This is a genomic window from Enterovibrio sp. QJM3NY_24 (assembly GCF_057786035.1).
Genome location: NZ_CM173519.1, coordinates 2,907,834 through 2,932,574 on the forward strand (window position 1 = coordinate 2,907,834; position 24,741 = coordinate 2,932,574).

General features: G+C 47.8%; 14 protein-coding genes, 3 tRNA genes, 2 rRNA genes and 1 pseudogene. 6 read left to right on the forward strand and 14 right to left on the reverse strand.

Going from position 1 to position 24,741, the window contains the following annotated elements:
* Positions 1-22: 22 nt before the first annotated feature.
* A complete protein-coding gene (gene mltA, locus AC3CIC_RS12905) occupies positions 23-1,111 on the reverse strand; it encodes a murein transglycosylase A (RefSeq protein WP_488514808.1) in 1,089 nt (362 codons plus the stop codon).
* A gap of 227 nt (positions 1,112-1,338) precedes the next feature.
* Here mltA and AC3CIC_RS12910 point away from each other — a divergent pair, with 227 nt between their 5' ends.
* Positions 1,339-1,560 carry a hypothetical protein gene (locus AC3CIC_RS12910; RefSeq protein ID WP_016959386.1) on the forward strand — a complete coding sequence of 74 codons (222 nt, stop codon included), beginning with the start codon at positions 1,339-1,341 and terminating at the stop codon, positions 1,558-1,560.
* 23 nt (positions 1,561-1,583) lie between these two features.
* Here AC3CIC_RS12910 and AC3CIC_RS12915 read toward each other — a convergent pair whose 3' ends face one another.
* Entirely contained in the window at positions 1,584-1,931 is a 348-nt protein-coding gene (locus tag AC3CIC_RS12915) for a DUF2850 domain-containing protein (RefSeq protein ID WP_016959385.1), read from the reverse strand.
* 179 nt (positions 1,932-2,110) lie between these two features.
* Between AC3CIC_RS12915 and argA the strand changes: the two genes are divergently transcribed.
* Complete coding sequence (argA, locus tag AC3CIC_RS12920) at positions 2,111-3,466, forward strand: amino-acid N-acetyltransferase (RefSeq protein ID WP_026024370.1); 1,356 nt, start codon at positions 2,111-2,113, stop codon at positions 3,464-3,466.
* Here the strand turns inward: argA and recD are convergent.
* Positions 3,432-5,429, reverse strand: a complete 1,998-nt coding sequence (recD, locus tag AC3CIC_RS12925; RefSeq protein WP_488514809.1) for an exodeoxyribonuclease V subunit alpha — start codon at positions 5,427-5,429, stop codon at positions 3,432-3,434. The genes argA and recD overlap by 35 nt on opposite strands.
* Positions 5,416-8,976, reverse strand: coding sequence for an exodeoxyribonuclease V subunit beta (gene recB / locus AC3CIC_RS12930; protein ID WP_488514810.1), 3,561 nt, complete (start codon positions 8,974-8,976; stop codon positions 5,416-5,418). The genes recD and recB overlap by 14 nt, the downstream gene beginning before the upstream one ends.
* Before the next feature lie 319 nt (positions 8,977-9,295).
* On the opposite strand from recB, the pseudogene AC3CIC_RS12935 reads away from it, so the two are divergent.
* Positions 9,296-10,838 (forward strand): annotated as a pseudogene (locus tag AC3CIC_RS12935) (methyl-accepting chemotaxis protein).
* A 66-nt stretch (positions 10,839-10,904) separates the two neighbouring features.
* Here AC3CIC_RS12935 and recC read toward each other — a convergent pair.
* Together recC and AC3CIC_RS12945 are read right to left on the reverse strand one after the other, a co-directional pair.
* Positions 10,905-14,300, reverse strand: a complete 3,396-nt coding sequence (gene recC / locus AC3CIC_RS12940) for an exodeoxyribonuclease V subunit gamma (RefSeq protein WP_488514811.1) — start codon at positions 14,298-14,300, stop codon at positions 10,905-10,907.
* 168 nt (positions 14,301-14,468) lie between these two features.
* Positions 14,469-15,425: an SLAC1 family transporter gene (locus AC3CIC_RS12945; RefSeq protein ID WP_026024001.1), complete on the reverse strand. Its 957-nt coding sequence runs from the start codon at positions 15,423-15,425 to the stop codon at positions 14,469-14,471.
* A 107-nt stretch (positions 15,426-15,532) separates the two neighbouring features.
* Between AC3CIC_RS12945 and AC3CIC_RS12950 the strand changes: the two genes are divergently transcribed.
* The gene (locus tag AC3CIC_RS12950; RefSeq protein WP_488514812.1) at positions 15,533-16,441 is read left to right on the forward strand and encodes a LysR substrate-binding domain-containing protein; all 909 of its coding nucleotides are present in this window, start codon (positions 15,533-15,535) and stop codon (positions 16,439-16,441) included.
* Between the two features lie 10 nt (positions 16,442-16,451).
* Here AC3CIC_RS12950 and AC3CIC_RS12955 read toward each other — a convergent pair whose 3' ends face one another.
* Entirely contained in the window at positions 16,452-17,138 is a 687-nt protein-coding gene (locus AC3CIC_RS12955) for a DNA-3-methyladenine glycosylase I (protein ID WP_488515913.1), read from the reverse strand.
* An 81-nt stretch (positions 17,139-17,219) separates the two neighbouring features.
* On the opposite strand from AC3CIC_RS12955, the gene AC3CIC_RS12960 reads away from it, so the two are divergent.
* Together AC3CIC_RS12960 and dapD are read left to right on the forward strand one after the other, a co-directional pair.
* Positions 17,220-17,516 carry a YebG family protein gene (locus tag AC3CIC_RS12960; RefSeq protein ID WP_016959376.1) on the forward strand — a complete coding sequence of 99 codons (297 nt, stop codon included), beginning with the start codon at positions 17,220-17,222 and terminating at the stop codon, positions 17,514-17,516.
* A gap of 224 nt (positions 17,517-17,740) precedes the next feature.
* Positions 17,741-18,772 (forward strand): 2,3,4,5-tetrahydropyridine-2,6-dicarboxylate N-succinyltransferase, encoded by a 1,032-nt coding sequence (gene dapD, locus AC3CIC_RS12965; RefSeq protein WP_488514813.1) that lies wholly within the window; start codon positions 17,741-17,743, stop codon positions 18,770-18,772.
* Positions 18,773-18,809: 37 nt separating this feature from the next.
* Here the strand turns inward: dapD and AC3CIC_RS12970 are convergent, their stop codons facing one another.
* The 7 genes from AC3CIC_RS12970 to AC3CIC_RS13000 form a co-directional block, all read right to left on the reverse strand.
* Positions 18,810-20,030 carry an IS256 family transposase gene (locus AC3CIC_RS12970; protein WP_488515914.1) on the reverse strand — a complete coding sequence of 407 codons (1,221 nt, stop codon included), beginning with the start codon at positions 20,028-20,030 and terminating at the stop codon, positions 18,810-18,812.
* A 124-nt stretch (positions 20,031-20,154) separates the two neighbouring features.
* A complete protein-coding gene (locus AC3CIC_RS12975; protein WP_488514814.1) occupies positions 20,155-20,508 on the reverse strand; it encodes a DUF2799 domain-containing protein in 354 nt (117 codons plus the stop codon).
* Positions 20,509-20,739: 231 nt separating this feature from the next.
* Positions 20,740-20,855, reverse strand: a 5S ribosomal RNA gene (gene rrf / locus AC3CIC_RS12980).
* Positions 20,856-21,102: 247 nt separating this feature from the next.
* Positions 21,103-23,996: ribosomal RNA gene (locus tag AC3CIC_RS12985) — 23S ribosomal RNA — on the reverse strand.
* A gap of 451 nt (positions 23,997-24,447) precedes the next feature.
* A tRNA-Val gene (locus AC3CIC_RS12990) sits at positions 24,448-24,523 on the reverse strand.
* 30 nt (positions 24,524-24,553) lie between these two features.
* Positions 24,554-24,629 (reverse strand) — tRNA-Lys (locus AC3CIC_RS12995).
* A 1-nt stretch (position 24,630) separates the two neighbouring features.
* Positions 24,631-24,706 (reverse strand) — tRNA-Glu (locus AC3CIC_RS13000).
* Positions 24,707-24,741: the final 35 nt, after the last annotated feature.

The window sequence follows — 24,741 nt, forward strand, 5'->3', positions numbered from 1 at the left end:
AGCCCCATTTCAATTAAGTGTTTTATTGAGACTTAACAGATAACGATTCAACCGTAAGCGGCTTAGTTAGCTTCCAAACACGACCAAAGTGCTTGTGATGCCCAGCTTTAATGCCAGCGTCTTCACCAGTACCATGATAAAGATCGAGGTGATTTTTCTTCACTGCTCCGCCTGTATCCAATGCCATCAGAAGCTTCAGCACATGCTGACCATTCCAATTGCCTTCTTTATCAAGCTGAGGCACCTCTGCCAATAGCACACTCCCCATTGGTAAGTATTCACGGTCAGCCGCAACAGACGCACCCGCTAACAACGGAATACCTGCGGTACCTGAGACGGGGTCAGCCGCTCTTGGCAAGAAAAACACATAGGAAGGGTTTTGATTGAGAAGTTCAGTCACACTGACTTCATCGTTCGCTTCTACCCAATCTTTAATGGCTTTCAGTGACATTTTCTCTCGCGATACTTCTCCACGCTCGATAAGCACTTTACCGATGCTGACATAGGGATGACCGTTTTTCCCACCGTAGGCGAAGTACTCCAATTGATCGGTATCACCAAAATGGATAAAGCCACTGCCTTGTACTTCCATAATGAAATTATCAATGAGTGATGCACTGTAGCCCAGTTCAAGTCCCAAACCCTCAAGAGCACCATTATAGATTTCTTCGCGCGTTGGACACGACTCGCCGCAAGTAGGCATGGCATAAACAGGATAGCGAAATAAAACATCTGGCTGATGGCGCATCTCAATCACAGGCGAAAAATAGCCAGTGAACATAACATTGCCGAAGCCATCACCACCGCCCATCTGTTCTAGCTGAATACCGTAATCAGTCAATGCTGTTGGTTCACCACTTTCATTGAGCCAAGCTTTAACACTGTCATAAAGCGGCTGATTGGGTTTAGACAGTGAAGGCGAAAGTGACTCCACTTTTTCCAGTTGAGCGGGAAACAGACTGTAATCTTTTGGCTGATCAGACGCGACTGACTCAATCGGGTTGAGCACCTCATCAAAGCGTCCATCAATATATTGCTGCCCACGATCAGTAGGACGAGCACATGCGGCTAAAAGTATAGAAATGCCAACAACACAGAGTGCGCGATTCACGGTTAATCCTGATAGATAAAACAATAAAAAGAGGGTGACAGATGCACAGATTTTCTGCAAATGAAACCCGTAAAACCCTTACCTATAGTGCCCTTTAGAATGCGATCCATATCCAACACCACTCAGCTTGCAACATTTTGTCACATTACTGTAATCAAAATTGGTTCTAATCATCCGTAATGAAAGTGTCTTAAAAGTTAAACATTGATTTCGTAAGGGAGTACGAGATGGAATTGAAAATAGGTCGTAAAACACTGCTAGATCCCGAATCGATCGAATATCAGTGGATTCGAACACTCGCCAGTGACGGCAGCAGCAAAGAAATGATCAACTCAAGTATTCGACGCTGTTTAGGCGGAAATGATGATGTCGCCGATCGCATTCGACGCGTCGCTTTGGGATTAACACCCGTGACTGAATTGCTCAGCGTGTTGCCAGCAAATTATTAAGCTGCAATAACTCAGTCTCCGTATCAGCGTACCTTGATGAAAGGTGTACTGTAGTGATACGGTTTTTCTCTTTGTAGTGTTTTGTCATCTTCCATAACATACAAATACGTATGGTTACCGACGGTATAAATCAACTTACGGCCCGTGAATTCATAGTGGCTTGTGGTGCGAGCGCCTTTCGTATAGATACCGTCTTTACGAACTTCAAATTTGTCCGCAGCATAGGGTGCCACCCCTTGTTCAACCCACTCGCCATAAATGACAGTTTGATCAACTTCGGTAAAAATCGGCACGTCATTCGCAACCAAAAAACCGACCAATCCGCCAATCAGTAGAACAAAGAGCGCGATAGATTGTCCAACAATGCTCACAAATAAAGTCTCACCAGAGAGAAGAAAAGGATTTGTTTATTAACCATTTTATTATAAAAACTCTCGAACTGCCGATAAAGGCGGGCATCAATAGTTTGAAGGTATATCACCCCCCTTGCCAAACATGGAATATTTAGTCAATATTGAAGCATATAAAATCATAATAATGGAGTAAGGTGTTGAAACTTCGTAGTACAGCACTTGTAAAAGGATTTAGGCAATCTGCGCCTTATGTCAATGCACACCAAAATAAAACCATCGTCATCATGCTGGGCGGTGAAGCGATCGCGGATAACAACTTTGGTAATATCGTCAACGATATTGCGCTTCTCAACAGCTTAGGTCTGCGTCTTGTTCTGGTTTATGGCGCGCGCCCTCAAATTAGCCAGCTTTTAGACAAGCAAGGGCTAGAAACGCCCTATCACAATGGTGTAAGGGTGACAGACTCCGCTTCGCTGGAGGTCGTCAAACAGGCTGCTGGGCAGTTGCAGCTAGACATCACCGCTCGCCTCTCAATGAGCCTGAATAATACACCAATGGCTGGTGCACAAATCAACGTCGTGAGCGGTAACTTTGTCATCGCACAGCCTCTAGGCGTCGATGAAGGCATTGATTATTGTCATAGCGGCCGAATACGCCGGATCGACATTGAAGGTATTCACCGTCAGCTCGATCAGCGTGCGATCGTCTTACTCGGCCCCGTCGCAAGCTCTGTTACCGGAGAGTGCTTTAATCTCACCTCAGAAGAAATTGCGACTCAACTTGCAATTCGTCTCAATGCCGACAAATTAATCGGATTCTGTTCATTGCAAGGTGTGATAGGCCCGAACGGCAATGTATTGTCTGAGCTTTTCCCGCATCAGGTTGAAGAAATTCTACACCAGCGCGAACAGGCGGGAGACATTCAGTCAGGCACTGTCCGCTTTTTGCGTGGTGCGGTCGCTGCCTGTCGCTCTGGCGTGCCAAGAAGCCACCTTCTGAGCTACAAAGTCGATGGTTCCTTAATCCAAGAATTATTCTCGATTGAAGGGATTGGCACCCAAATTGTCACGGAAAGTGCCGAGCAAATCCGCCAGGCGACTATTAATGATATTGGCGGTATTTTAGATCTCATTCGTCCGCTGGAAGAACAAGGCATTTTGGTTCGGCGCTCACGGGAGCAACTCGAACAAGAAATCCCTCGCTTTACCGTCATTGAACGCGACGATCGTATCATCGGTTGTGCAGCCCTTTACGCCTACCCTGAATCAAAGAGCGCTGAGATGGCCTGTGTTGCCGTACAACCAGAATATCGTGACAGCGAGCGCGGTACGCGCTTGTTGCAATACATCATGCAACAAGCATTGCAAGATGGGCTTAAAACCATTTTCGTGCTCACGACACGCAGTATTCACTGGTTCCGCGAACACGGTTTTGCCGAAGCAGATGTGAGTGCGCTCCCTGATGCCAAGCAGGAGCTTTACAATCTGCAACGCCGATCTAAGGTACTAACCCTAGATCTTAACGGGCACGTAATGCGTCTGCCAACCCACTAAAGCGCTGCGTTTTCCTTCTTACTGCCCGCGCCAAACTGGCGCGGGTTGCGTAAACATCTAACCTCGACTTTGCCCGAGTGACGCCGGTATATACCAGCTCTCGCGTCATGACGGGTGTTGGCGTTGGTGGCAACACCAACAGCGTGTGATTGAACTCCGAACCTTGAGATTTGTGGATGGTCATCGCATACGCGGTTTGATGCTCAGGTAAGCGACTCGGTAAGAAAGCTCTCACGGTGCCATCTGACATTTCAAACACCACTCGTAAACCATCCTCTTGCTTAACCACAATGCCAATGTCACCGTTATAAAGACCTAAGCCATGGTCATTTTGAATCACCATAACCGGTCGACCGGAATAGAAAGCTTCTTCTCCGGGAGCAATTAGGCGTTTTGCTGACAAGGCTTTCTCAATCGCACTGTTCAGCCCTTTCACGCCAAACGGCCCATCCGCCAACGCGCACAATAGGCGCACATCAGAAAACAAGCGCAGTATCTGTCGATGGTCTTCTCCTGCTAATAGTGCACGGAGGTAGGCACTATATCCTTCTACCGCCTGCGTAATCGCATGACCGTATACATCACCGTCTAAATCATGCAATGCGATATCGGCAAAGCCCTGCATCAACACCTTTTCTAATTGCTTCGGATCCCCAGCATTAATCGCGTTAGCTAATTGACCAACACCCGATCGTGCGTGAAAACGATAGCTTTTCTTGAGCAGACAAACCCCATCGGACACGGCGGGTACATGCTCATGCCCTTGCAGTTCGAATCCAGTGAGTGCTGATAATTGATTTGCACGCGATGGACTGTAACCCGCATCAGCGCCATCACAAATATCACCTAATACCGCTCCGGCCTCGACCGAGGCGAGTTGATCGCGGTCGCCAAGCAAGATAACACGCGCATGATCGGGCAGTGCTGAAAGTAATCGCGCCATTAGCGGTAAATCAACCATTGATGCTTCATCGACCACCAGCACATCAAGATGGAGTCGATTACCCTCGTGATGACGAAACTCAACGCGGTTCGGAATGGCCCCCAACAGACGGTGAATGGTGGACGCTTGCACCGGAATTCTTTCACGAATACTCGCATCTACTGGCAATGCAGCAACCGCTTTTCCGATTGACTCTGTAAGTCGGTTTGCCGCTTTTCCTGTTGGTGCCACCAGCTTGATATCCAGCCCTGACGCTTTGTCACTGCTACTAACAAGCGCGGCGAGTAATTTAGCCACTGTCGTGGTTTTTCCTGTACCCGGACCACCTGAAATCACTGTAAAGCGATAACTGAGTGCCACGGCAGCAGCGACCTTTTGCCAATTGAGTCGAGCCGACTCTGGCACTGCAGACAATATTGCTTCATGACTGGCACCGGATGAAATCAGCGTGATCAATGCTTGGGTATCAACGCGATTTGACTCAACAACATCAAAAAAATCCACCAGCTTTTGTGGCTGTTCTGCGTCAGGCCACAATGCAAATTGCTCTTTCAAATAGCCAATATCCGGCACGAACAAGTTATCAAGAAGCTGGCGTGTTTCGTCAGGTAATTCAATCGTCTTAACGCGTTTGCTGATCTCCGCCACCACGCGCTGCTCTGCCAGCCAATAACGGTGAAGGTAGAGTCTAGAACCATCCATCACGAGTGGCGTAGGAATATCGCCCTTACCGACAACAGGACTTTGCTCAACCAATGTCAGTGCATGTTCTGGTTCGAGAAGTGCAGCAACGCGAGCAGAATCGGCCGCAGGTAAGTCAAACAGTCTTGTTGGATCGATAGCGGCGAGATCGATGCACACATTGCCTTTGCCCAGCTCGAAACTGACCAAAGCCGCCCAACCTGCAGTTTTCGTATTGGTATCATTGAGCTGATCTGCAATGAACAGCGCAAATTGACGATCGATCGCCCGAATAACGCCACGCTTATAAAGCGTCTGAAGCATCTCATTCATCGCCATCAGCGCTCTCTCCATCGGTAAAAAGCATGTCCAATCCGTCAATCAGAGAATAAGAAGGTTTGGTGTAGAAAATGCCATGCCGCGTATCAGCTTCAATGCCACGCACAAATAAGTAATAAACGCCGCCAAAATGGCGTTCAAAATCATAATCCGGTATCCGCTGACGCAAGAATCGATGTAATGCCAACGAATAAATCTGGTACTGAAAATCATATCTATGATCAACCATTGCCTGACTCAGCGCCGCTTCGGTGTAATCCGCGGGCGTATCACCAAGGTAATTCGATTTCCAATCGAGTACGTAATAACGTCCCTGCCAACAAAACACCAAGTCGATAAAACCTTTTAGCATGCCACTTGCCGTATCAAACCCAAGCTCAGAAGCCTTAGCAGAAAGCGGATCGTGCGCTTGGATCAGGCGATTGACGCGACCACATTGAAGACGTTCAACGGGCATCACGAACTCCATTTCTGTCAGCCGTGCTGGCGCGTCAATTTGCGACAACGTAAGTCCTTGCTCGCCAAGCGATTGCGCTACAACATCGGTCAACAAGCGCTGCAAAACAGGCACCCAAGCTTCGTCGTAGTTTTCCATCGCCAGCGCATGACGGATCATCTCCGCCACTTCTTCGCTGTACATATCTTCGCCGAAATCAACATTTTCAAATAAGGTATGCAAAAACGTACCGGGGCGTGCACCTCGTGGGAATTGGAAGATCGATCCAAACTGGTCAATAGGTTCATGCTCATCGCTTTGCTCGTCGGCAGCATCAATATCAAACGCAGGTAAATCGGGTAGCGCAGAGCTATGCCCTTGCTTAACCAAACCGGAATAACTGGTTAAGCGCCAATCGCGTCTTATCGTCCCTTTGAATTTTCGCGCAGCAATGGCCTCATCAACCGCGTCCTGTGCCGCGAATTTTCCGCTGGCATCGCTTGGTGGCGAGGTAACGGTGCATTGATGTTGGTCTTTGACAAGATCAATCACAGCCGCGTGAAGCGCATCAGCATCCCCTGCTTCGCCTTTTTGAATCAAATACCCCAGCGCAGATTTGTGCAGCCCAGTATCCCCTGTTGATTTACGTCCGTCTTTCAGCGGTGCTAACCCAATAAAGCAACCATAAACAGCGCGGGTCAATGCCACGTAAATCAAACGCAGATCTTCAGCGAGACGCTCTTTATCTGCTTGCTCAATCGCAGGTTCTGGGTTGGACAATGCCAAGGTCGGCGTATTGTCTTCGTCGTGGAAAAACGGCCTGTCTGACGGTCTGAAATTGCACGCAAAGGGCAAATACACCAAATCATATTCCAAGCCTTTGGATTTGTGGATGGTGACGATTTGAACCAAATCACGTTCAGATTCCAAACGCACCTGTTGCTCTTCGCTGTTGCCATTGGGATTGTCGATATGATCAGCAAGCCAGCGGATCAGCGCATGGTGGCTATCTAGGGTTTGGCTCGCTTGTTGGAGTAATTCGCCGAGGTGCAATAAGTCAGTCAATGCTCGCTCGCCTTCGTCTTCAAGCAATAAACGCTCTGCGATACCGCGACGCTGCATAACCTGACGCAACATAGGTAAGATGCCGCGTGAAAACCACACTGACTGGTAGGTGGCAAATTCGATAACGGCCCGCTCCCACGATTTTTCATCATGATTCAAGGCATCGAGCTCTTCTGCGGTCAATGCAAATAAGCCACTGGCGAGCGCCGCGCGAAGTGCACGCTCATTATCGGGTGATAACACCCCAGCCAAAAGCCGCTGTAGATCGGTCGCTAAGGCGCTGGAAAACACACTGTTGCGATTGGACAAGTAGACCGATGCAATGCCCTGTCTCGCCAGCGCTTGCTTAACTTTCGCCGCTTCGCTACCTGTCCTCACAAGAATGGCAATGTCACCCGCGTGAATGGCTTTTTGGCTCTCACCTTTACAAAAATGCGCACGCTCCTCGTTACCCGCCGTCAGTATCTCTCGAATACTGCTCGCGGTAGCAATCGCCATAGTCGATTGATAATCATTCTTGCTGACCAATTCCCGGTCATCCGGCAACCAAAAGGTTAAGGCTGCTTGTTGTGCGCCATCGTATTGCCAATGTCTGTCTTCTGCTCCTGGAGCATGATCAACCGACGTAAACGGGATATCACCTTCGTAAATAAACGGGGCGTCAGCATAGGAGAAAACGCGATTTACCGCTGCCACCATGTCAGCCGTTGAACGCCAATTGATGCCAAGATTGTAGTGTTCGGTGATCTGTCTACGTGCATGAATATAGGTAAAGATATCCGCACCACGAAATGCATAAATTGCTTGTTTCGGATCGCCAATCATAAACAAACCGCACTGTGGCGCATCAGCATAAATATCGCTAAAAATATGGTACTGCTGAGGATCCGTATCTTGAAATTCATCAATCATAGCGACAGGAAACAAAGTGCGGATCCGCTCTGCAAGCACGCGTTCACTGTCTTGACTCAGTGCTTCTGACAACTGAGAGAGCAAATCATCAAACGATAACCAGCCAAAGCGGCGTTTTTCCTGCGCGAGTAGAATTCGCACTTCTCGAATGGCATGTGCCGTTAGCGCGTCTTTGAGTGTCGGCGGAGAGGCCAACAAAGTATCAATGGCATCAAAAACGGTGTGTGTGGGCACTTCCCCTTTCTTGGTTTTTTCACTCAAGATGGATGCGGCGAAGCGAGGTAGATTGGTCGGAAAATCGTAGTTTATCGTTGGGACCAGAGCCCAGATACCGACTTCTTCTAGCCAATTTGGCAGTGATCGTTTGCTATAGCTGCGTTTATCAACGCCCGATGACGAAATCAACGCTTCTAAGTCAGGCGCAGCAGCGCACCACTGCGATTTCACACCCTCAATGCGCGCTAGATTATCTTTGTGCAACTGTTCTAAATCATCGGGCATCTCGGGCGCTTGAATGCTGACCAGTGGCCCCGACAAATACACACCAACATCGCCCAACAATGAGAGTGGAGACGCCCAATAGCTTCGTACTACCCCCGCCAAGGATTTCGGCAAGGGATAAAACTGACGACGCCAGAAATCAGAGACAGCACGCTCTCGCAATGCCGACTCATCGGTGATGAATTCATTACTGAACAAGCTACCGGATTCAAACGCGTTTTGCGTCAGCATACGCTGACAAAAACCATGAATCGTGTATATCGCAGCTTCATCCATTTGGCGTTCCGCTTGCAGCAGTAGTTGCTCAGCGTGCTTGTGATCACTCACTTCATCAAGCAATGGCTGAATGACCGGATCGCGACTTTCACCCCGACTGAATGCCAGTCTTGCTTCGTGAATACGCGCACGGATGCGATCTCTTAGCTCCTGCGTTGCCGCTTCAGTAAACGTCACCACCAGAATTTTTTCGACCGTCAGTGGCACTTCATGTGCCGACGCTTCAGTGCCATGCCCCAAAAGTAACCGCAGGTACAAGCCCGCGATGGTAAAGGTTTTACCGGTCCCCGCAGAGGCTTCGATCAGTCGCTGACCAAAAAGCGGAAAAGTCATGGGATGAAGAGGTTGAATTGCCATGCAATGTCGGCTCACTTGAGATGTATCGCTGGATTTTATCAAGTCTGGCACCGAATGTAATTGAAATGCCTACGCAGACTTTATTGACAGTTCACGCTTTAAAACTTAGACATAAAACGCGAAGAAAAATATGCATGCGACCAGACTCTCAGTATTACATGTTTCAGCGTATGAATAGCTATTGATACCCCCCTCAAATTAGGCGACCCTTCTTGTTTCAAAGTTGTTACAGCACACTAAAAAGCTGAGTATCTCTAGTATAAAATTTGTTGCAAATCTTTCGGTGAAATATAAGTTACTGCTTATTGTCTGCATTTCAGTGATTAGCATTACCCTTCTCACCGCTTTCCAAGTCCGAAGCCTACATAATGACCTACTCCAGGAGAGAAAGAGCAATCTTAAGCAGACCATTGATATTGCTTGGCAAATCATCGACAACAATTATCAAAAAGATGCCTCAGAAAAAGGGCTAAGCAATGCAATGGCGGCGCTACAGCCCTTGCGATTTGGTACTGATGGCTACTATTTCGTTGTTGATAACAATGGCACCATGTTAGCTGGTGCTAAAAGCTGGATCGGACGTGATTTCAATGCATTCCGCGACAGCAATAGATCTGCGGTGTTACGCGATATGAGGCAAGCGGCTCAACCTGCAGGTGGTGGATTTAGCAGTTATTGGTTTGCCAAACCTGGTAGCAATACCGCCATTGAAAAAGTCAGCGCCGTAAAACGCCATGCGCCGTGGGGGCTTCTGATTGGCACGGGCATCTATATTGATGACCTTGAAGCATTAGTTTGGAAGGAGGCGAGTAAATCTGCCTTACTCGCGCTGTCCTTCACCATGGTATTGATTCTATTGGCAACAGTACTTTCCCGTATGCTGTTGAAAGCTATTCGTGAAATCCAGCGTGCGTTAGGGGCTGTTGCTAAAGGCGACCTCACCGCAAGGGCCGACGTTAATAGTGGCGATGAACTGGGAGAGATGGCGCAAAACCTAAACGATGCCTGTCAACAACTTCAAACTCTGCTCTCTAACGTGGATACCACGCTCCACGAGCTTGATTGCGACAGCAAAACGATGGAGCAACTGGCTACTCGATCGACAGATGGCATCCGTAGTCAAAGCCAGGAGTTAGATTTAGTCGCAAGTGCCATGGAAGAGATGTCTTCTGCCATCAAAGACGTAGAGTCCAGCACGCTGACGGCACAAGACAGTACTCGTCATTCACGAATGCTGGTGGGTGAAGCGGAAAAGGTACTCTCAACGTCTCTTGGCAAGTTTGAAGAGGTTAACCGTGATGTGATTGATGCTGAGCGTAACATTCGTGAGCTTGCCGCTTCGAGCGACCAGATCAGCGATGTGGTCACTGTTATCAATGATATTTCAGAGCAAACCAATCTGTTGGCTTTGAATGCCGCTATTGAAGCCGCTAGAGCAGGCAGCGCAGGCGGTGGTTGCTGATGAAGTAAGAAAGTTGGCTCATTCGACTAAAGAGTCGACCACGCAAATCAACGCCATCATTGAGAAGTTGCAAGAACGCGCTCAAATAGCGGCGAAGATCATGAGCAGTGGTACAGACAAAACTGCGCAGAGTCTAGAGCAGGCGCGTCAAGCACAGTCGCAATTGTCTGCACTGGCAGATCTTATCAACGACTTGGAACAGTTAAATACCGCTGTCGCCACTTCCACCTCACAACAAGCCAGTGCATCATTGGAAGTTGCACGGAGTGTGGTGAGTGTTAGTGATATTTCACATACCAACCGCGATGCCAGCGAAGAAACGCTAGTGCTTAGCGACAAGGTCAAGTCACTGAGTGAGACTGGTCGTAATCAACTCGCAAAGTTCAACATTACTTCCTAGCCATTCTTTGCAAACAAGCAGCACAGATCACTGTGCTGCATTGAGAGAAGACTGACAAAACCGCTGTTAGTCTTCTTTTTTTTCTGCATTCAGCGCAGGTAGCAGCACGTTTTCCCCCCACGCCAAAACGTCATCCAATAATTGGTCACTGGCCTGAGGCCATACACGTCTGACATAGGCGTTCTCGCCCTCGCCTGTTGTCATATAGCCGCCATCAAATGCTGCGCGCATTTTAATCTTGGCTTTATCTCGCACTACATCATCGTCTGACCAATTGCCTTTTTTGTCGATGCAGGCCAATAACCCGGCCAACGCAGTGTTGGGCAAATACGCCATCGGTCGCTCTGTGCCTTCATCATATTGTTCTAAATAAAACGTCAAATACGCGACAGCATCAGCGGCAGGGATTGGCGTGAGGATGACTTCTTCATCAACACCAATAAAACGCGTCTCGGTCATATCCCCTGCTGCGCATTGGCACAGATGATCAATCCACGCTGCCAACCTGTCTCGAGCACGGACTTTTCCGCTGCGGAACAAAACACGTCCTACGCGATAGCGTTCATCTAGCCAACCTTGTAACAAGACGGTGCCTCGCGATGTAGGTATCGACAAATTGATTTCAAGCGGTTGGCGGCGTTCTGAAAAATACGGTTTGAGCCTTTCGTACATGGCAAGAATGCCTGCTTGCTCACTTTCAAGCGTCAGCTCGCCAAAGTGGCTGAGTGGCAAGGCACCACTGGCTTTTTGCAGTTGAAAGAAACGATTAAGTGATTCTTCACTGTCATCATGCTCGATGACGTGTGAGAGCAAAGCATCACGCAGTTGATAACGTTGCAGGTTGTCCAATGCGAACGGCTCGACATCTTCCATTGCTCCGCTTGGCGCTTCAAAAAAGACTTTCAAACGGCGATTGAAAAAATATTGCACGGGCAAACGCCAAAAGCGCTGTAATTCGGCCAGTTCAACAATCCCGAAGTCCGCTTCGCTTTCTGCAGTCAATCCCTGTTCGCCAAGAAAAGAAGCTGCCAACTTTCCTTCGCCTTTGGCTGCAGGCAGCCATTCGGCAGCATAGCTTTGTCTTTCGCTGCTAAACGCCACACGACTAAATGGTACAAGTGGATTGTTATGAACCAAGCAACTAAGCAGCTTTTCCCCTGACTCAAACTCAGGAAGAGCAGTGTCACCTTGTAAGCAGTAACCTTGTCGGCAATAGTCGAGTAGCTCGCTGATCAACACTGAAGGCACTTTCTCAGAATTATCCTGCACCGAACGACCCACATAGCTTATGTATAAACGCTGCTGTGCCGATTGCAGTGCTTCCAGAAACAGGTAACGGTCATCATCACGACGAGAGCGATCACCCGCTCGCGTGCGGCCTGCCATAAGATCAAATCCGACTGGTGCAATAGTACGAGGATAATCGCCATCGTTCATGCCCAATAGACACACAACGTTGAACGGAATGGAGCGCATTGGCATCAAGGTACAAAAGTTAACCTGACCTGCCAAAAAGCGCTGACTAACTCGCTCACCACCGAGTTTTTCTTTCAAATAATCGCGCACAATAGCCAACGACAATGTCTGGCTAAAACCGGCATCATCGAGCTGGGTGAGCCAGTTATCAAGTTGATCACGGATCAGACGCCCTGCCAATTCTTCATCTGTATCAAGAGCAAACATGTCGTCAAACAAAACCGTAAGTGTCTGAACCCAGTCCTCACCAATCTTAGTTTGCGTCAGTGCAGTTTGCGCCTCATTCAATACGCGGAAAAACTCGCCGAGTTTACCCGCGACATCGGCCTCTAGCCCCTGCACCTCGTCATAGGCAAGTACATCGTTATACAAGCCTTTTTCACTTGGCATCGCATAACCCAGTAACATTCGATTGAGCCCAAACTGCCACGTATTTTGATGCTGATCGGGCAGCGAAAAATGTGTAGCTGTTTGATCATCTAACCCCCAGCGTATCCCCGCCTCTTCAACCCAGAATTTCACCTTCTCAAATTGTCGGTGATCAAAACCAAAGCGGCGAAGCACTGATGGAACCTCGAGGATTTCTAATAACTCTGCCGCGCTGCAACGACTGTCTGGCAAGCCCAGTAAACGCAAGAAGGTGGTGAGAATTGGGCTTTCCTGATCGGCGCTACGATCCGATATCGAAAAAGGAATGTAGCGTTCACCGGGGGCATTCCCGAACACTGACTGGATAGCAGGGCTGTAGGCATTAATATCGGCAACCATGACCACGATATCGCGAGGAGTGAGAGAGGGATCGGATTCCAGCATATCCAGTAAGCGATCGTGCAAGACTTCCACTTCTCGCATTGGGCAGTGGCAAACTTCTATTGTGACTGAGCGATCGTGTGGCGAAATCTCCTGCTTGCTCTGACTGGTTAGGGTTTCTAGAACATTACCCGGCTCAATCAAATCGAGAATATCAGCTTGGATTTGCTGCAATAAGCTGTGGCGTGGAATGTCGACAAACCCCTGATCCACTTCGTGACATTGAAGCTCTGATATCAACAGTAAATTATCACGACCGAGCTTACCCATGGAAGCCAGCAGACTATTGCCAATTTCTGCAGCATCATCTTCACCGCCTAACGGCAATGAGAATTGAGCGGGTTCATCGTCACCGTTTGTGCGGCTAATACGGCTATCCATTGCCGCGGCTCGTTTCGCCAGATAGCGTTTATCGCGAATATCCCCCCAGAAATAGCGACAAGGGTTAGTAAACATGTAATGCACATCAACATGCTGCCCCAAGGCTTTCAGCGCATCCAGATAACGCGGAGGCAGGGCTGAGATGCCGAATACAAATACGCGCTCAATACCCGCCAGCCCCTCGGGTTTGGATGAATGAGAAGCGAGTGTATCGATGAACTCTTCATAGAGATTGGCGCGGTGAAATGGTGATTGGCCTTGCTGCAACGTGTAATCGTAGAGAGCCTGCCAAAGTAAAGGCTGCCAGTTTTTTTCTTCTTCGAGCTCTGGTACTGGCTTTTCATTTTCCCACGCTTTAATCCATTCAGGACGGTACACCAGATATTGGTCATAGATATCGGCAATCTTACCAGCAAGTTGGTAGAGCTTTTGTTGGTCGATATCGTCTTCGAGGTAGCGTTTGAGTTCTGCGAAATCGGGCTCATCGAGCATGGCAGGTAGCACTTTCATTAACTTCCACGTCATCGCTTCTTTATTAAAAAAGCTTCGCTGAGGAACGCCATCCAAAATGTGGGTAAACATCTGCCAAATGAAAGTAGCAGGCAAAGGAAATTCTACGTTTGCCACGATGCCCTGCTCTTTGGCCATCTCCAACTTAAGCCACTGTGCCATCCCTGGACTTTGCACCAAGATAATTTCTTTCTGGAAAGGATTATCCAACGGTTTTTGTTGAACAATAGCTACCAGCAAGCTTTTCAATAGATCTAATTGGTTGGAATGGTAGACAGTAAACACAGTGCAGAACTCTTGAGAACTTGAATGGAGAGATTGTGGCGGAATGCTTTCAAGAGTGCAATTTCAGGCCGTTAAGCGTGAGCGGAAAGTTGAAAAAAGCCCGCAAATTTGCGAGCTTTTTTTTGCAGACTTAGTTTTTACAAACTCAGTATCTTGCGAACTTAGTTTTTATGCAGCAACAGGTTGTTTCCACTGCAAGGAAATAAAGCGGCGATAATGCAAAGAGACATAGCCGACAACAACGGTTGCTACGACCAACTCAATAAGTGCAATCACTGATATCTGGTTAACGTACTCAGGTGCCATTCCTATCGATTGCATCCAAGTCGCTGTTTTATAAAGTGCTGTCGCACCGATGACCATGGGGAAGGTAAATGCCGCAAAACCTGGCGAAAATGGCAATCGCATCAAATACGCGAATGACACATAAATTACCGCGGTCATCAGCAGCGCGATCCCGAGTAGCACTGCAACAATCACAGGCGAAGGTGATTGACTGACGGTGAGATAACCCGCTAACGACAGACTAGCTGGCGCTGCCATGATGGCAATCGTTGGTTTTGCTCCATCAGGTACTTCACCACAGAAGATCAAACGGTAGATCATCATCGGCAACAAGACGGCATAAGATAATAAACCAAAGATCAAAATTGCATCAGCCACCGGGCGCAACGCAGGATTACCCGAGAAGGCGACATCGGCAACAACAAGACCCACCGGTGGTACAAACCAACTTGGCACCATGTGGCTCAATGAGAAACTCTTTGCTCGGTGATACACAAAAGAGGTGAGAAAGGTCAAGTGCATAGCAACGGCAAACACCCACAAGGTGTCGCCGGCCATAGGAGACCACTTCCCCAATGCACTTGAGACAATCATCACACCCATGGCAAAAGTAGGGACGACACTGCCTACAACTGGGTGCTGCAGATCTGCCCAGAGGTTCTTAGGACTCAATAGAAACTTGGATGCGATGAGTAACAGCATGACGCCGCCAATAGCAGCTCCAATATATTGCGCCGATCCGTTAAAGTTACCTGCATTTTCCCAGCTCCAACCAAGACTAGCTATTGCCAGCGCCAAACCGGCCATGGGGGTAGGAAGAAGATTTAAATGTCTGCGCATCGCTCTATCACGTCTTTAGAAGAAAAACATATAAATTATGATAGAACGGCATTGTGTTTTAGTATATCTGAATATATTTAAACCCACTTTCAACTAAGCTTAACCTTATGTCTGTTTCTTTACGTCAATTACAAGTTTTCGTTGCTGTCGCGCAAGAAAAAACCATTACTGCTGCATCAGCACTGCTGTACCTCTCTAAGCCTGCGGTGAGCATGGCGATCTCCGAACTTGAAAAACAGATCGGGCATAACCTTTTTGAACGTGTCAATAATCGCCTATTGATCAACGAACACGGTAAACGCCTTCTGCCTCTTGCTGATGAGTTACTAACGCGCAGCGATGAAATCATAAAAGTATTGGATACGACAGGGGAACTTAGTGGTCATTTACGCATAGGTGCTAGCGATACCATTGGCAATCAATTGGTACCTTTCCTGCTACGAGACTTTCGCAATCAAAGCAATCATGTCGATCAAGAATTAATGATTTCTAACAGTCAGACAATTATTCATGGACTGATGGCGTTTGAACTGGATATCGGATTAATTGAAGGGCAGGGAGAGAATAAGCGTCTTCTCAATAATACTGATTTACTGATGGAACCATGGCTGTCAGATGAGATGTGTATCGCTTGTGCCGTGGATCATCCATTGGTGCAAGAGAGTACGCTAACACTGTTTGATCTTGAAGAGCATCCATGGATTCTACGTGAAACGGGTTCAGGGACGCGGGAGCATTTTCTCTCACGCATGGCACCGCGACTCGAACATTGGAACATTGCTTTTGAGCTCAGAACCACAGAAGCGATCATTAACTGTGCTGCCGCGGGATTAGGGCTCGCCTATTTATCAAAACTCGCCGCTCGACATGCTGTGTCTAACAACCGTTTACACTTACTTGATATACCTTTAGACCTCAGACGTCAGTACTGGCTCGTCCGTCATAAAGACAAACACCTATCTCCCCTACTCAACCAATTTATCACCTTCAGTACCAACTGGCAGATTTCAGGTTAATATACCAGCGTTAGTTGCTGTTATCGCCCACACTGAATGCGATGATTTGGCTTATTTGGCAGAAAGGACGGCCACTTTCAGCATGCCAAAAGTTAAACGCATCCTGAGCGGCTTGCAAAGATTTGCGAGTATCACGCCCACCATCAATGATGTTATGCGCTCGCAGATAAGCTTCAACATCACCAGATAAAATAAATGTGTCTTTTCCCATCAGTCTAAGGGAATAGGGACCCGTATTTCCCCCTAATCGATTACCTTGTTTTTTCAGATACGCCCATAGACCTACAATGTCGGCACTTGGCCAATCAGCAATAAATTGAGAAAAACTCCCACGATCTCTGCTGGCATGCTGAATCATCTGGGCGTTGTGAGGAATCGTCATCACTTTTCCAAGGTGGCGAATAATGGCAGGATTCGTGGCTTTTTTTTCCCACATTTCAGGCGGGATCAAACACATCTTTTCGATATCGAACCCCCAGAAAACCTCCTCAAATCCTGGCCATTTATTTCTCACTACTTGCCAGTTCATACCAGATTGGAAAATCTTCTGACTGAACATCGCCAACCAACGGTCATCGGTGATTTTCAACAAATCTTCAGTAGATTTTGGATACGACAAGCGTTGTTCCAAAGCACTATTGCTGCCTTTTCTTGTCGCTGCGCGATAATAAATATCTGAGAATTTTTCTAATGCCATCACACTAATCACGGTTAAACTAGACACATACATTTACTCTACTGTATAAACAGACAGTAGACAATTAATGAGGGGTTAACCGTGGCCGTTATCGTCAAATATGTGGTTGAACGCAATGGAGAAGAGAAGATGACTTTTACCTCTAAAGCGGAAGCTGATGCGTACGACAAAATGCTCGACATGGCTGATGAGCTATTCGAACTTTTAGGTAAAAGTGGCGCTGCGGCAGATGAAGCGCAACGTGAAGAGTTATCTCTCTTTTTGGCACAAAACCGCGAAGACGTTTTGTGTGCTTTGGGAGCAAAGCGCAAGCCAACACCAAAGCCGACAAAGAAGAAAGTTGAACTGGCCAAAGAGGATGACGCTGAAGCGGCATAATCTTCTAGGACGCTCCGATATCGGGGCGTTTTTTATTTTGTTTTGAGACCTGTTTTCGGTCTAATTGTCGAGAAACCTCCACTAAGTACTGTTTTCTGAAAGAATCTAATTCTTCGCCCTTCAATCTTGTCTCCCTTCACTTTAAGATGTCTCCAGCATTCACAATATTGAGTGATCTCTGTTTCATGCAGCGATCAGAAAAGAGACAAGGAGACCTTCTCATCATGGCAAGTTTTGCTCTGGCGCTTGGCACCGCAACTAAAAATAAAGACGGAAAAATCATTGAAGCATTTTTCCCAACCCCAACCCTAAACCCGTCAGATTCGTTGATAGTTGCTCTGGCTGACGTCGTTAAATACGAAGAAGGTAACCAGTTTTTCAACGTAGAAGCGTCTCAATGTGATGCCATTTCAGCAGCATTTTCCAAAGCAGACCAACAACTAGCAGCAAGTTTTGCCGCGAAAGCAGCAACATCTAACCAGCCATTGGTTTTGGTTATTCTTGCAAACGATGAAAAACCGGCCAGTGTTGCAGAAGGTTTCTTGAAACTGCAACTCATCTCTCAGCGACTGGCAAAGCCTCATGCTATCGTTTTGGATGGCATTTTTGGCTTGCTGCACAACATTGCATGGACCAACCAAGGGCCTATCGATCTACCTGAACTGGCTGAACGCCAAATAGAAGCACGTTTAGCGGGTGAAACACTGACCGTAGATTCCGTCGATAAGTTTCCTAAAATGGTCGACTACGTGGTTCCAGCGGGTGTTCGCATTGCCGATACGGCGCGCGTACGCCTGGGCGCACATGTAGGCGAAGGCACAACGGTAATGCATGAAGGTTTCATCAATTTCAATGCTGGCACTGAAGGTGTGAGCATGGTTGAAGGCCGTATTTCTGCTGGTGTCATGGTAGGAAATGGCAGCGACATCGGTGGAGGCGCTTCTATTATGGGTACATTGAGTGGTGGCGGTCAGTTAGTCATCTCTATTGGCGAGAATAGCCTTCTGGGTGCTAACGCAGGTCTAGGCTTCCCTCTTGGGAATCGCTGTACTATCGAATCTGGCTTGTATGTTACTGCTGGTACTAAAGTATCGATGCTGGATGCAGGCGGTGCTGAAGTGGAAACCGTGAAAGCACGTGACTTAGCAGGTAAATCAGATTTGTTATTCCGTCGAAACTCGCTGACTGGCAAGATCGAATGTCTGACGAATAAGTCGGCAGTAGAATTGAATGCAGAGTTGCATGCAAACAACTAAGTATTAGAGCCTGTAACAGATTCTGTGTAACTGCCATTTAGTTAATATGCTTTTCGAGGCGTTCCCCGAACTCGATAATAAATCGACTCATCGCCTGGCGCCAGTTTTGAATCGGCATTGTCCATTTCTTACTGGCGTCCTTAATGGCCAGATACACCATCTTCCTTGCCGCATCATCACTTGGGAATACCTTCCGTTTTTTGATAGCCCTTCGGATAACACTGTTGAGAGATTCAATCGCATTAGTGGTGTATATCGCTTTGCGAATGTCATCAGGATAATTAAACAACGTATTGAGATTCTCCCAGTGATTACGCCACGATTTGCTGATTTGTGGATACTGTGCATCCCAAGTCTCGCCGAACCGCTCTAATTCAAGCAAGGCCTCTTCTTCTGTGGCAGCACGGTATACGCGCTTCAGAGCGGCTGTGACCGCTTTGTAATCTTTCCAAGAGACGTATTTCAATGAATTACGCACCATGTACACGATACATAGCTGGATGTGTGTTTGGGAGTAGACAGCATTGATGGCGTCAGGGATCATTAAACCACTACACAAGCCATCAACACAAGCAATGAGAATGTCTTCAACGCCACGTTGCTGAAGCTCAGTCAATACACTTAACCAGAACTTTGCGCCTTCGTTCTCGGCTATCCACATGCCCATGAGCTCTTTATGTCCCTCGGTATTAATCCCCAGAGCCAAGAAGATAGACTTGTTAATGACACGCTTATCTTGGCGAATTTTCACGACGATGCAATCAAGGTAAACAATCGGGTAAACAGCATCGAGAGGGCGAGACTGCCATTCAATAACTTGCTCGATGACCGCATTGGTGACGCGTGAAACCAGCGTCGGAGAGATGTCGGCGCCGTACCATTCGTCGAATGCATTAACGATGTCACGCGTGCTCATGCCTTGCGCGTAAAGCCAGAGGATCTTGTCATCCATAGAGGTAAAGCGGGATTGGTGTTTCTTCACCAACGCTGGCTCAAAAGAGCCCTCACGGTCGCGTGGTGTATCAAGCTCAAACTCGCCATCTTCGGTTTTGACACGCTTGCTGCTCGTGCCATTACGACTGTTGTTTGACGATGACTTTTGATGTTTTTCGTAGCCTAGGTGCTCATCCATTTCAGCGTTCAAAGCCGCTTCAACGGTGATCTTTTTCAACATCTGACTAAATTCGTTCAAGTCCTCAGGTGTTTTGATACCTTTGGCTGCTTCCTTGGCGAAAGCTTCGAGTTTTTTCTTGTTCATGCGCATCTGCCTATCCTTAACTCTCATTAGAGTATGGTGTGATAAGCAGTTACACAAAATTAGTTACAGTCTCAAGTATAAATTCATCTAAAAAGACCAGCATTAGCTGGTCTTTTATTAATAACTAGAGTCGCTCTGATGTTCTTCCGGACAGCCAACTTTGCTCATACATCCACCCATTAGGTGTAGTAAAGCACACATCATTTCTAGGCTTCCCAATACGACCAGCGAGATAACCCTTTCTTGGCTCACAATAAAAATTCACATGTGCGAGATATGCGTCTACATATTCTTCTTTTGCCTCAAAACTAATAGCGCCAAGCTCCTCCAAGTTATCATCGGTTCTCTGCTTTTTACCAAACTCAACATCATGTTGAGCTACTGCAACCCAATCTTGTTGTTCCGTCATTTCAAGAATAACGTTTGAGCAGCCAGAGATAGACAGTAGCAATACGATTATTGATAGTGTTTTATTCATTTGAGCCCCCTGTATCTGTTAACTCCCTCAATTTTACATGTCAGACATTAACACCAGCTGAAGTAATAAACGTTACATTCATGTCTACGAGCAAAATCTCAAAGATACGAAGGGATATCATTCCCTTCGAGGGGGAAAAATCAAAAACACAAAAAGGCCACCCTATCGGGTGGCCTTTTGTTTTTCTTTTTGCTTTCATCTTTTTCTTAAAAAGATGAAAACGAATTTGAAGCCTGGCGATGTCCTACTCTCACATGGGGAGACCCCACACTACCATCGGCGCTATTACGTTTCACTTCTGAGTTCGGCATGGGATCAGGTGGGTCCATAATGCTATGGTCGCCAAGCAAATTTTGTTGTTGTATCCCGCTTGTCAGGCGTCACTCTGGCTGCATTGCCTCCCTCCTTCACTCGGTCATGTACAGTCGTACACTTCCTCGCTCAGCTCGTGGGCGGCTTTGCCAGAATAAACCCTGCCTACGCTATCTCTATGGATAACGGCAAGATACTAAATCTGGGAAAATTCTGACTAGTGACTTCTCAATACACATTCAACGTTCTTATCTGAGTCCGCTAAAACCCCTTGGGTGTTGTATGGTTAAGCCTCACGGGCAATTAGTACAGGTTAGCTCAATGCCTCGCAGCACTTACACACCCTGCCTATCTACGTCGTAGTCTCCAACAACCCTTTAGGACACTTATAGTGTCAGGGATGACTCATCTCGAGGCTTGCTTCGCGCTTAGATGCTTTCAGCGCTTATCAATTCCGAACTTAGCTACCGGGCAATGCCACTGGCGTGACAACCCGAACACCAGAGGTTCGTCCACTCCGGTCCTCTCGTACTAGGAGCAGCCCCTCTCAATCATCCAACGCCCACGGCAGATAGGGACCGAACTGTCTCACGACGTTCTAAACCCAGCTCGCGTACCACTTTAAATGGCGAACAGCCATACCCTTGGGACCGACTTCAGCCCCAGGATGTGATGAGCCGACATCGAGGTGCCAAACACCGCCGTCGATATGAACTCTTGGGCGGTATCAGCCTGTTATCCCCGGAGTACCTTTTATCCGTTGAGCGATGACCCTTCCATTCAGAACCACCGGATCACTATGACCTACTTTCGTACCTGCTCGAATTGTCATTCTCGCAGTCAAGCGGGCTTATGCCATTGCACTAACCTCACGATGTCCGACCGTGATTAGCCCACCTTCGTGCTCCTCCGTTACTCTTTGGGAGGAGACCGCCCCAGTCAAACTACCCACCAGGCACTGTCCGCAATCCCGATAAGGGACCAACGTTAGAACATCAAGCATACAAGGGTGGTATTTCAAGATTGCCTCCACACCATCTAGCGACGATGCTTCAAAGGCTCCCACCTATCCTACACATGTAGGGTCAATGTTCAGTGCCAAGCTGTAGTAAAGGTTCACGGGGTCTTTCCGTCTAGCCGCGGGTACACAGCATCTTCACTGCGATTTCAATTTCACTGAGTCTCGGGTGGAGACAGCGTGGCCATCATTACGCCATTCGTGCAGGTCGGAACTTACCCGACAAGGAATTTCGCTACCTTAGGACCGTTATAGTTACGGCCGCCGTTTACCGGGGCTTCGATCAAGAGCTTCTCCGAAGATAACCCCATCAATTAACCTTCCGGCACCGGGCAGGCGTCACACCGTATACGTCATCTTTCGATTTTGCACAGTGCTATGTTTTTAATAAACAGTTGCAGCCACCTGGTATCTGCGACTGCCTCTAGCTCCATCCGCAAGGGACTTCACCGGAGGCAGCGTACCTTCTCCCGAAGTTACGGTACCATTTTGCCTAGTTCCTTCACCCGAGTTCTCTCAAGCGCCTTGGTATTCTCTACCCGACCACCTGTGTCGGTTTGGGGTACGATTCCTTATAACCTGAAGCTTAGAGGCTTTTCCCGGAAGCATGGCATCAATGACTTCATCACCGTAGTGACTCGACATCGTGTCTCAGTGTTAATAGCGTCCCGGATTTACCTAAGACACCCACCTACGCACTTGAACTTGGACAACCGTCGCCAAGCCCACCTAGCCTTCTCCGTCCCCCCATCGCAGTTATAAGCAGTACGGGAATATTAACCCGTTTCCCATCGACTACGCCTTTCGGCCTCGCCTTAGGGGTCGACTTACCCTGCCCCGATTAACGTTGGACAGGAACCCTTGGTCTTCCGGCGAGGAGGTTTTTCACCCCCTTTATCGTTACTCATGTCAGCATTCGCACTTCTGATACCTCCAGCAAACCTTACAGTTCACCTTCAACGGCTTACAGAACGCTCCCCTACCCAACAACTCCGAAGAGTTGATGCCGCAGCTTCGGTGTATCGCTTAGCCCCGTTACATCTTCCGCGCAGGCCGACTCGACCAGTGAGCTATTACGCTTTCTTTAAATGATGGCTGCTTCTAAGCCAACATCCTGGCTGTCTGAGCCTTCCCACATCGTTTCCCACTTAGCGATAACTTTGGGACCTTAGCTGGCGGTCTGGGTTGTTTCCCTCTCCACGACGGACGTTAGCACCCGCCGTGTGTCTCCCGGATAGTACTTACTGGTATTCGGAGTTTGCAAAGGGTTGGTAAGTCGGGATGACCCCCTAGCCTTAACAGTGCTCTACCCCCAGTAGTATTCGTCCGAGGCGCTACCTAAATAGCTTTCGGGGAGAACCAGCTATCTCCGAGTTTGATTGGCCTTTCACCCCTAGCCACAAGTCATCCGCTAATTTTTCAACATTAGTCGGTTCGGTCCTCCAATTGATGTTACTCAATCTTCAACCTGCCCATGGCTAGATCACTCGGTTTCGGGTCTACTCCTAGCAACTTATTCGCCCAGTTAAGACTCGGTTTCCCTACGGCTCCCCTATTCGGTTAACCTTGCTACTAAAAGTAAGTCGCTGACCCATTATACAAAAGGTACGCAGTCACCCCATAAAAGAGGCTCCCACTGCTTGTACGTACACGGTTTCAGGTTCTATTTCACTCCCCTCACAGGGGTTCTTTTCGCCTTTCCCTCACGGTACTGGTTCACTATCGGTCAGTCAGGAGTATTTAGCCTTGGAGGATGGTCCCCCCATGTTCAGACAGGATACCACGTGTCCCGTCCTACTCGTTTTCACAATAAAAGCATTGTCGTGTACGGGGCTATCACCCTGTATCGCGCCACTTTCCAGAGGCTTCCACTAACACTTAAACTGCTTAAGGGCTAATCCGGGGTCGCTCGCCGCTACTGCCGGAATCTCAATTGATTTCTTTTCCTTCGGGTACTTAGATGTTTCAGTTCCCCGAGTTCGCCTCATACAGCTATGTATTCACTGCATGATACGTGCTTATGCACGTGGGTTTCCCCATTCGGAAATCGTAGACTCAAGTGGCTTTTACTGCCTTATCTACGCTTATCGCAAGTTAATACGTCCTTCATCGCCTCTGACTGCCAAGGCATCCACCGTGTACGCTTAGTCACTTAACCATACAACCCCAAGAGGTCTTTATGTATGGACAAACAACCAAGGTGACTCTCGTTAAAGAGTCGGTTCGCTGTTTTTGACCCTACTTTTATGAAAAAGTGGAAACCAAGAACGTTGAACGGTTTTTCGCCGGACTCAAATATGTTCATCTTTCGATGAAACCAAGAACACTTGAATGTGTTTGGTGTTAATCCCATCAGGATTAACGTTTTGAGAACTTTTGTTTCGTTACCTCTCGGGTAGAGAGATAAGAAACAGATTTCAATTTATTCCCTCTCTATAAAGAGAAGTCATAAATCTACTAGTCAGCTTTCCAGATTTTTAAAGAGCAAAGTGATGTGTCTCTGATACAGAGATGTCCACTTTCTAATGATTTTCGACGCAAAAATGCGCACCCGATAACATAATTTGCTTATTGGGTCTGCGATTCCGTTGCAGAAAATTTTTAGAGAGTGGTGGGCGATACCGGGCTCGAACCAGTGACCCCCTCCTTGTAAGGGAGGTGCTCTCCCAACTGAGCTAATCGCCCACGATAGTTTTAATTCCCTCATGGAGAGAATGGTGGGTCGTGTAGGATTCGAACCTACGACCAATTGATTAAAAGTCAACTGCTCTACCAACTGAGCTAACGACCCGTGGCGTCCCATAGGGGAGTCGAACCCCTGTTACCGCCGTGAAAGGGCGGTGTCCTAGGCCTCTAGACGAATGGGACACTTATCTTTCAACAACTCGCGTTGCTGATGCGTT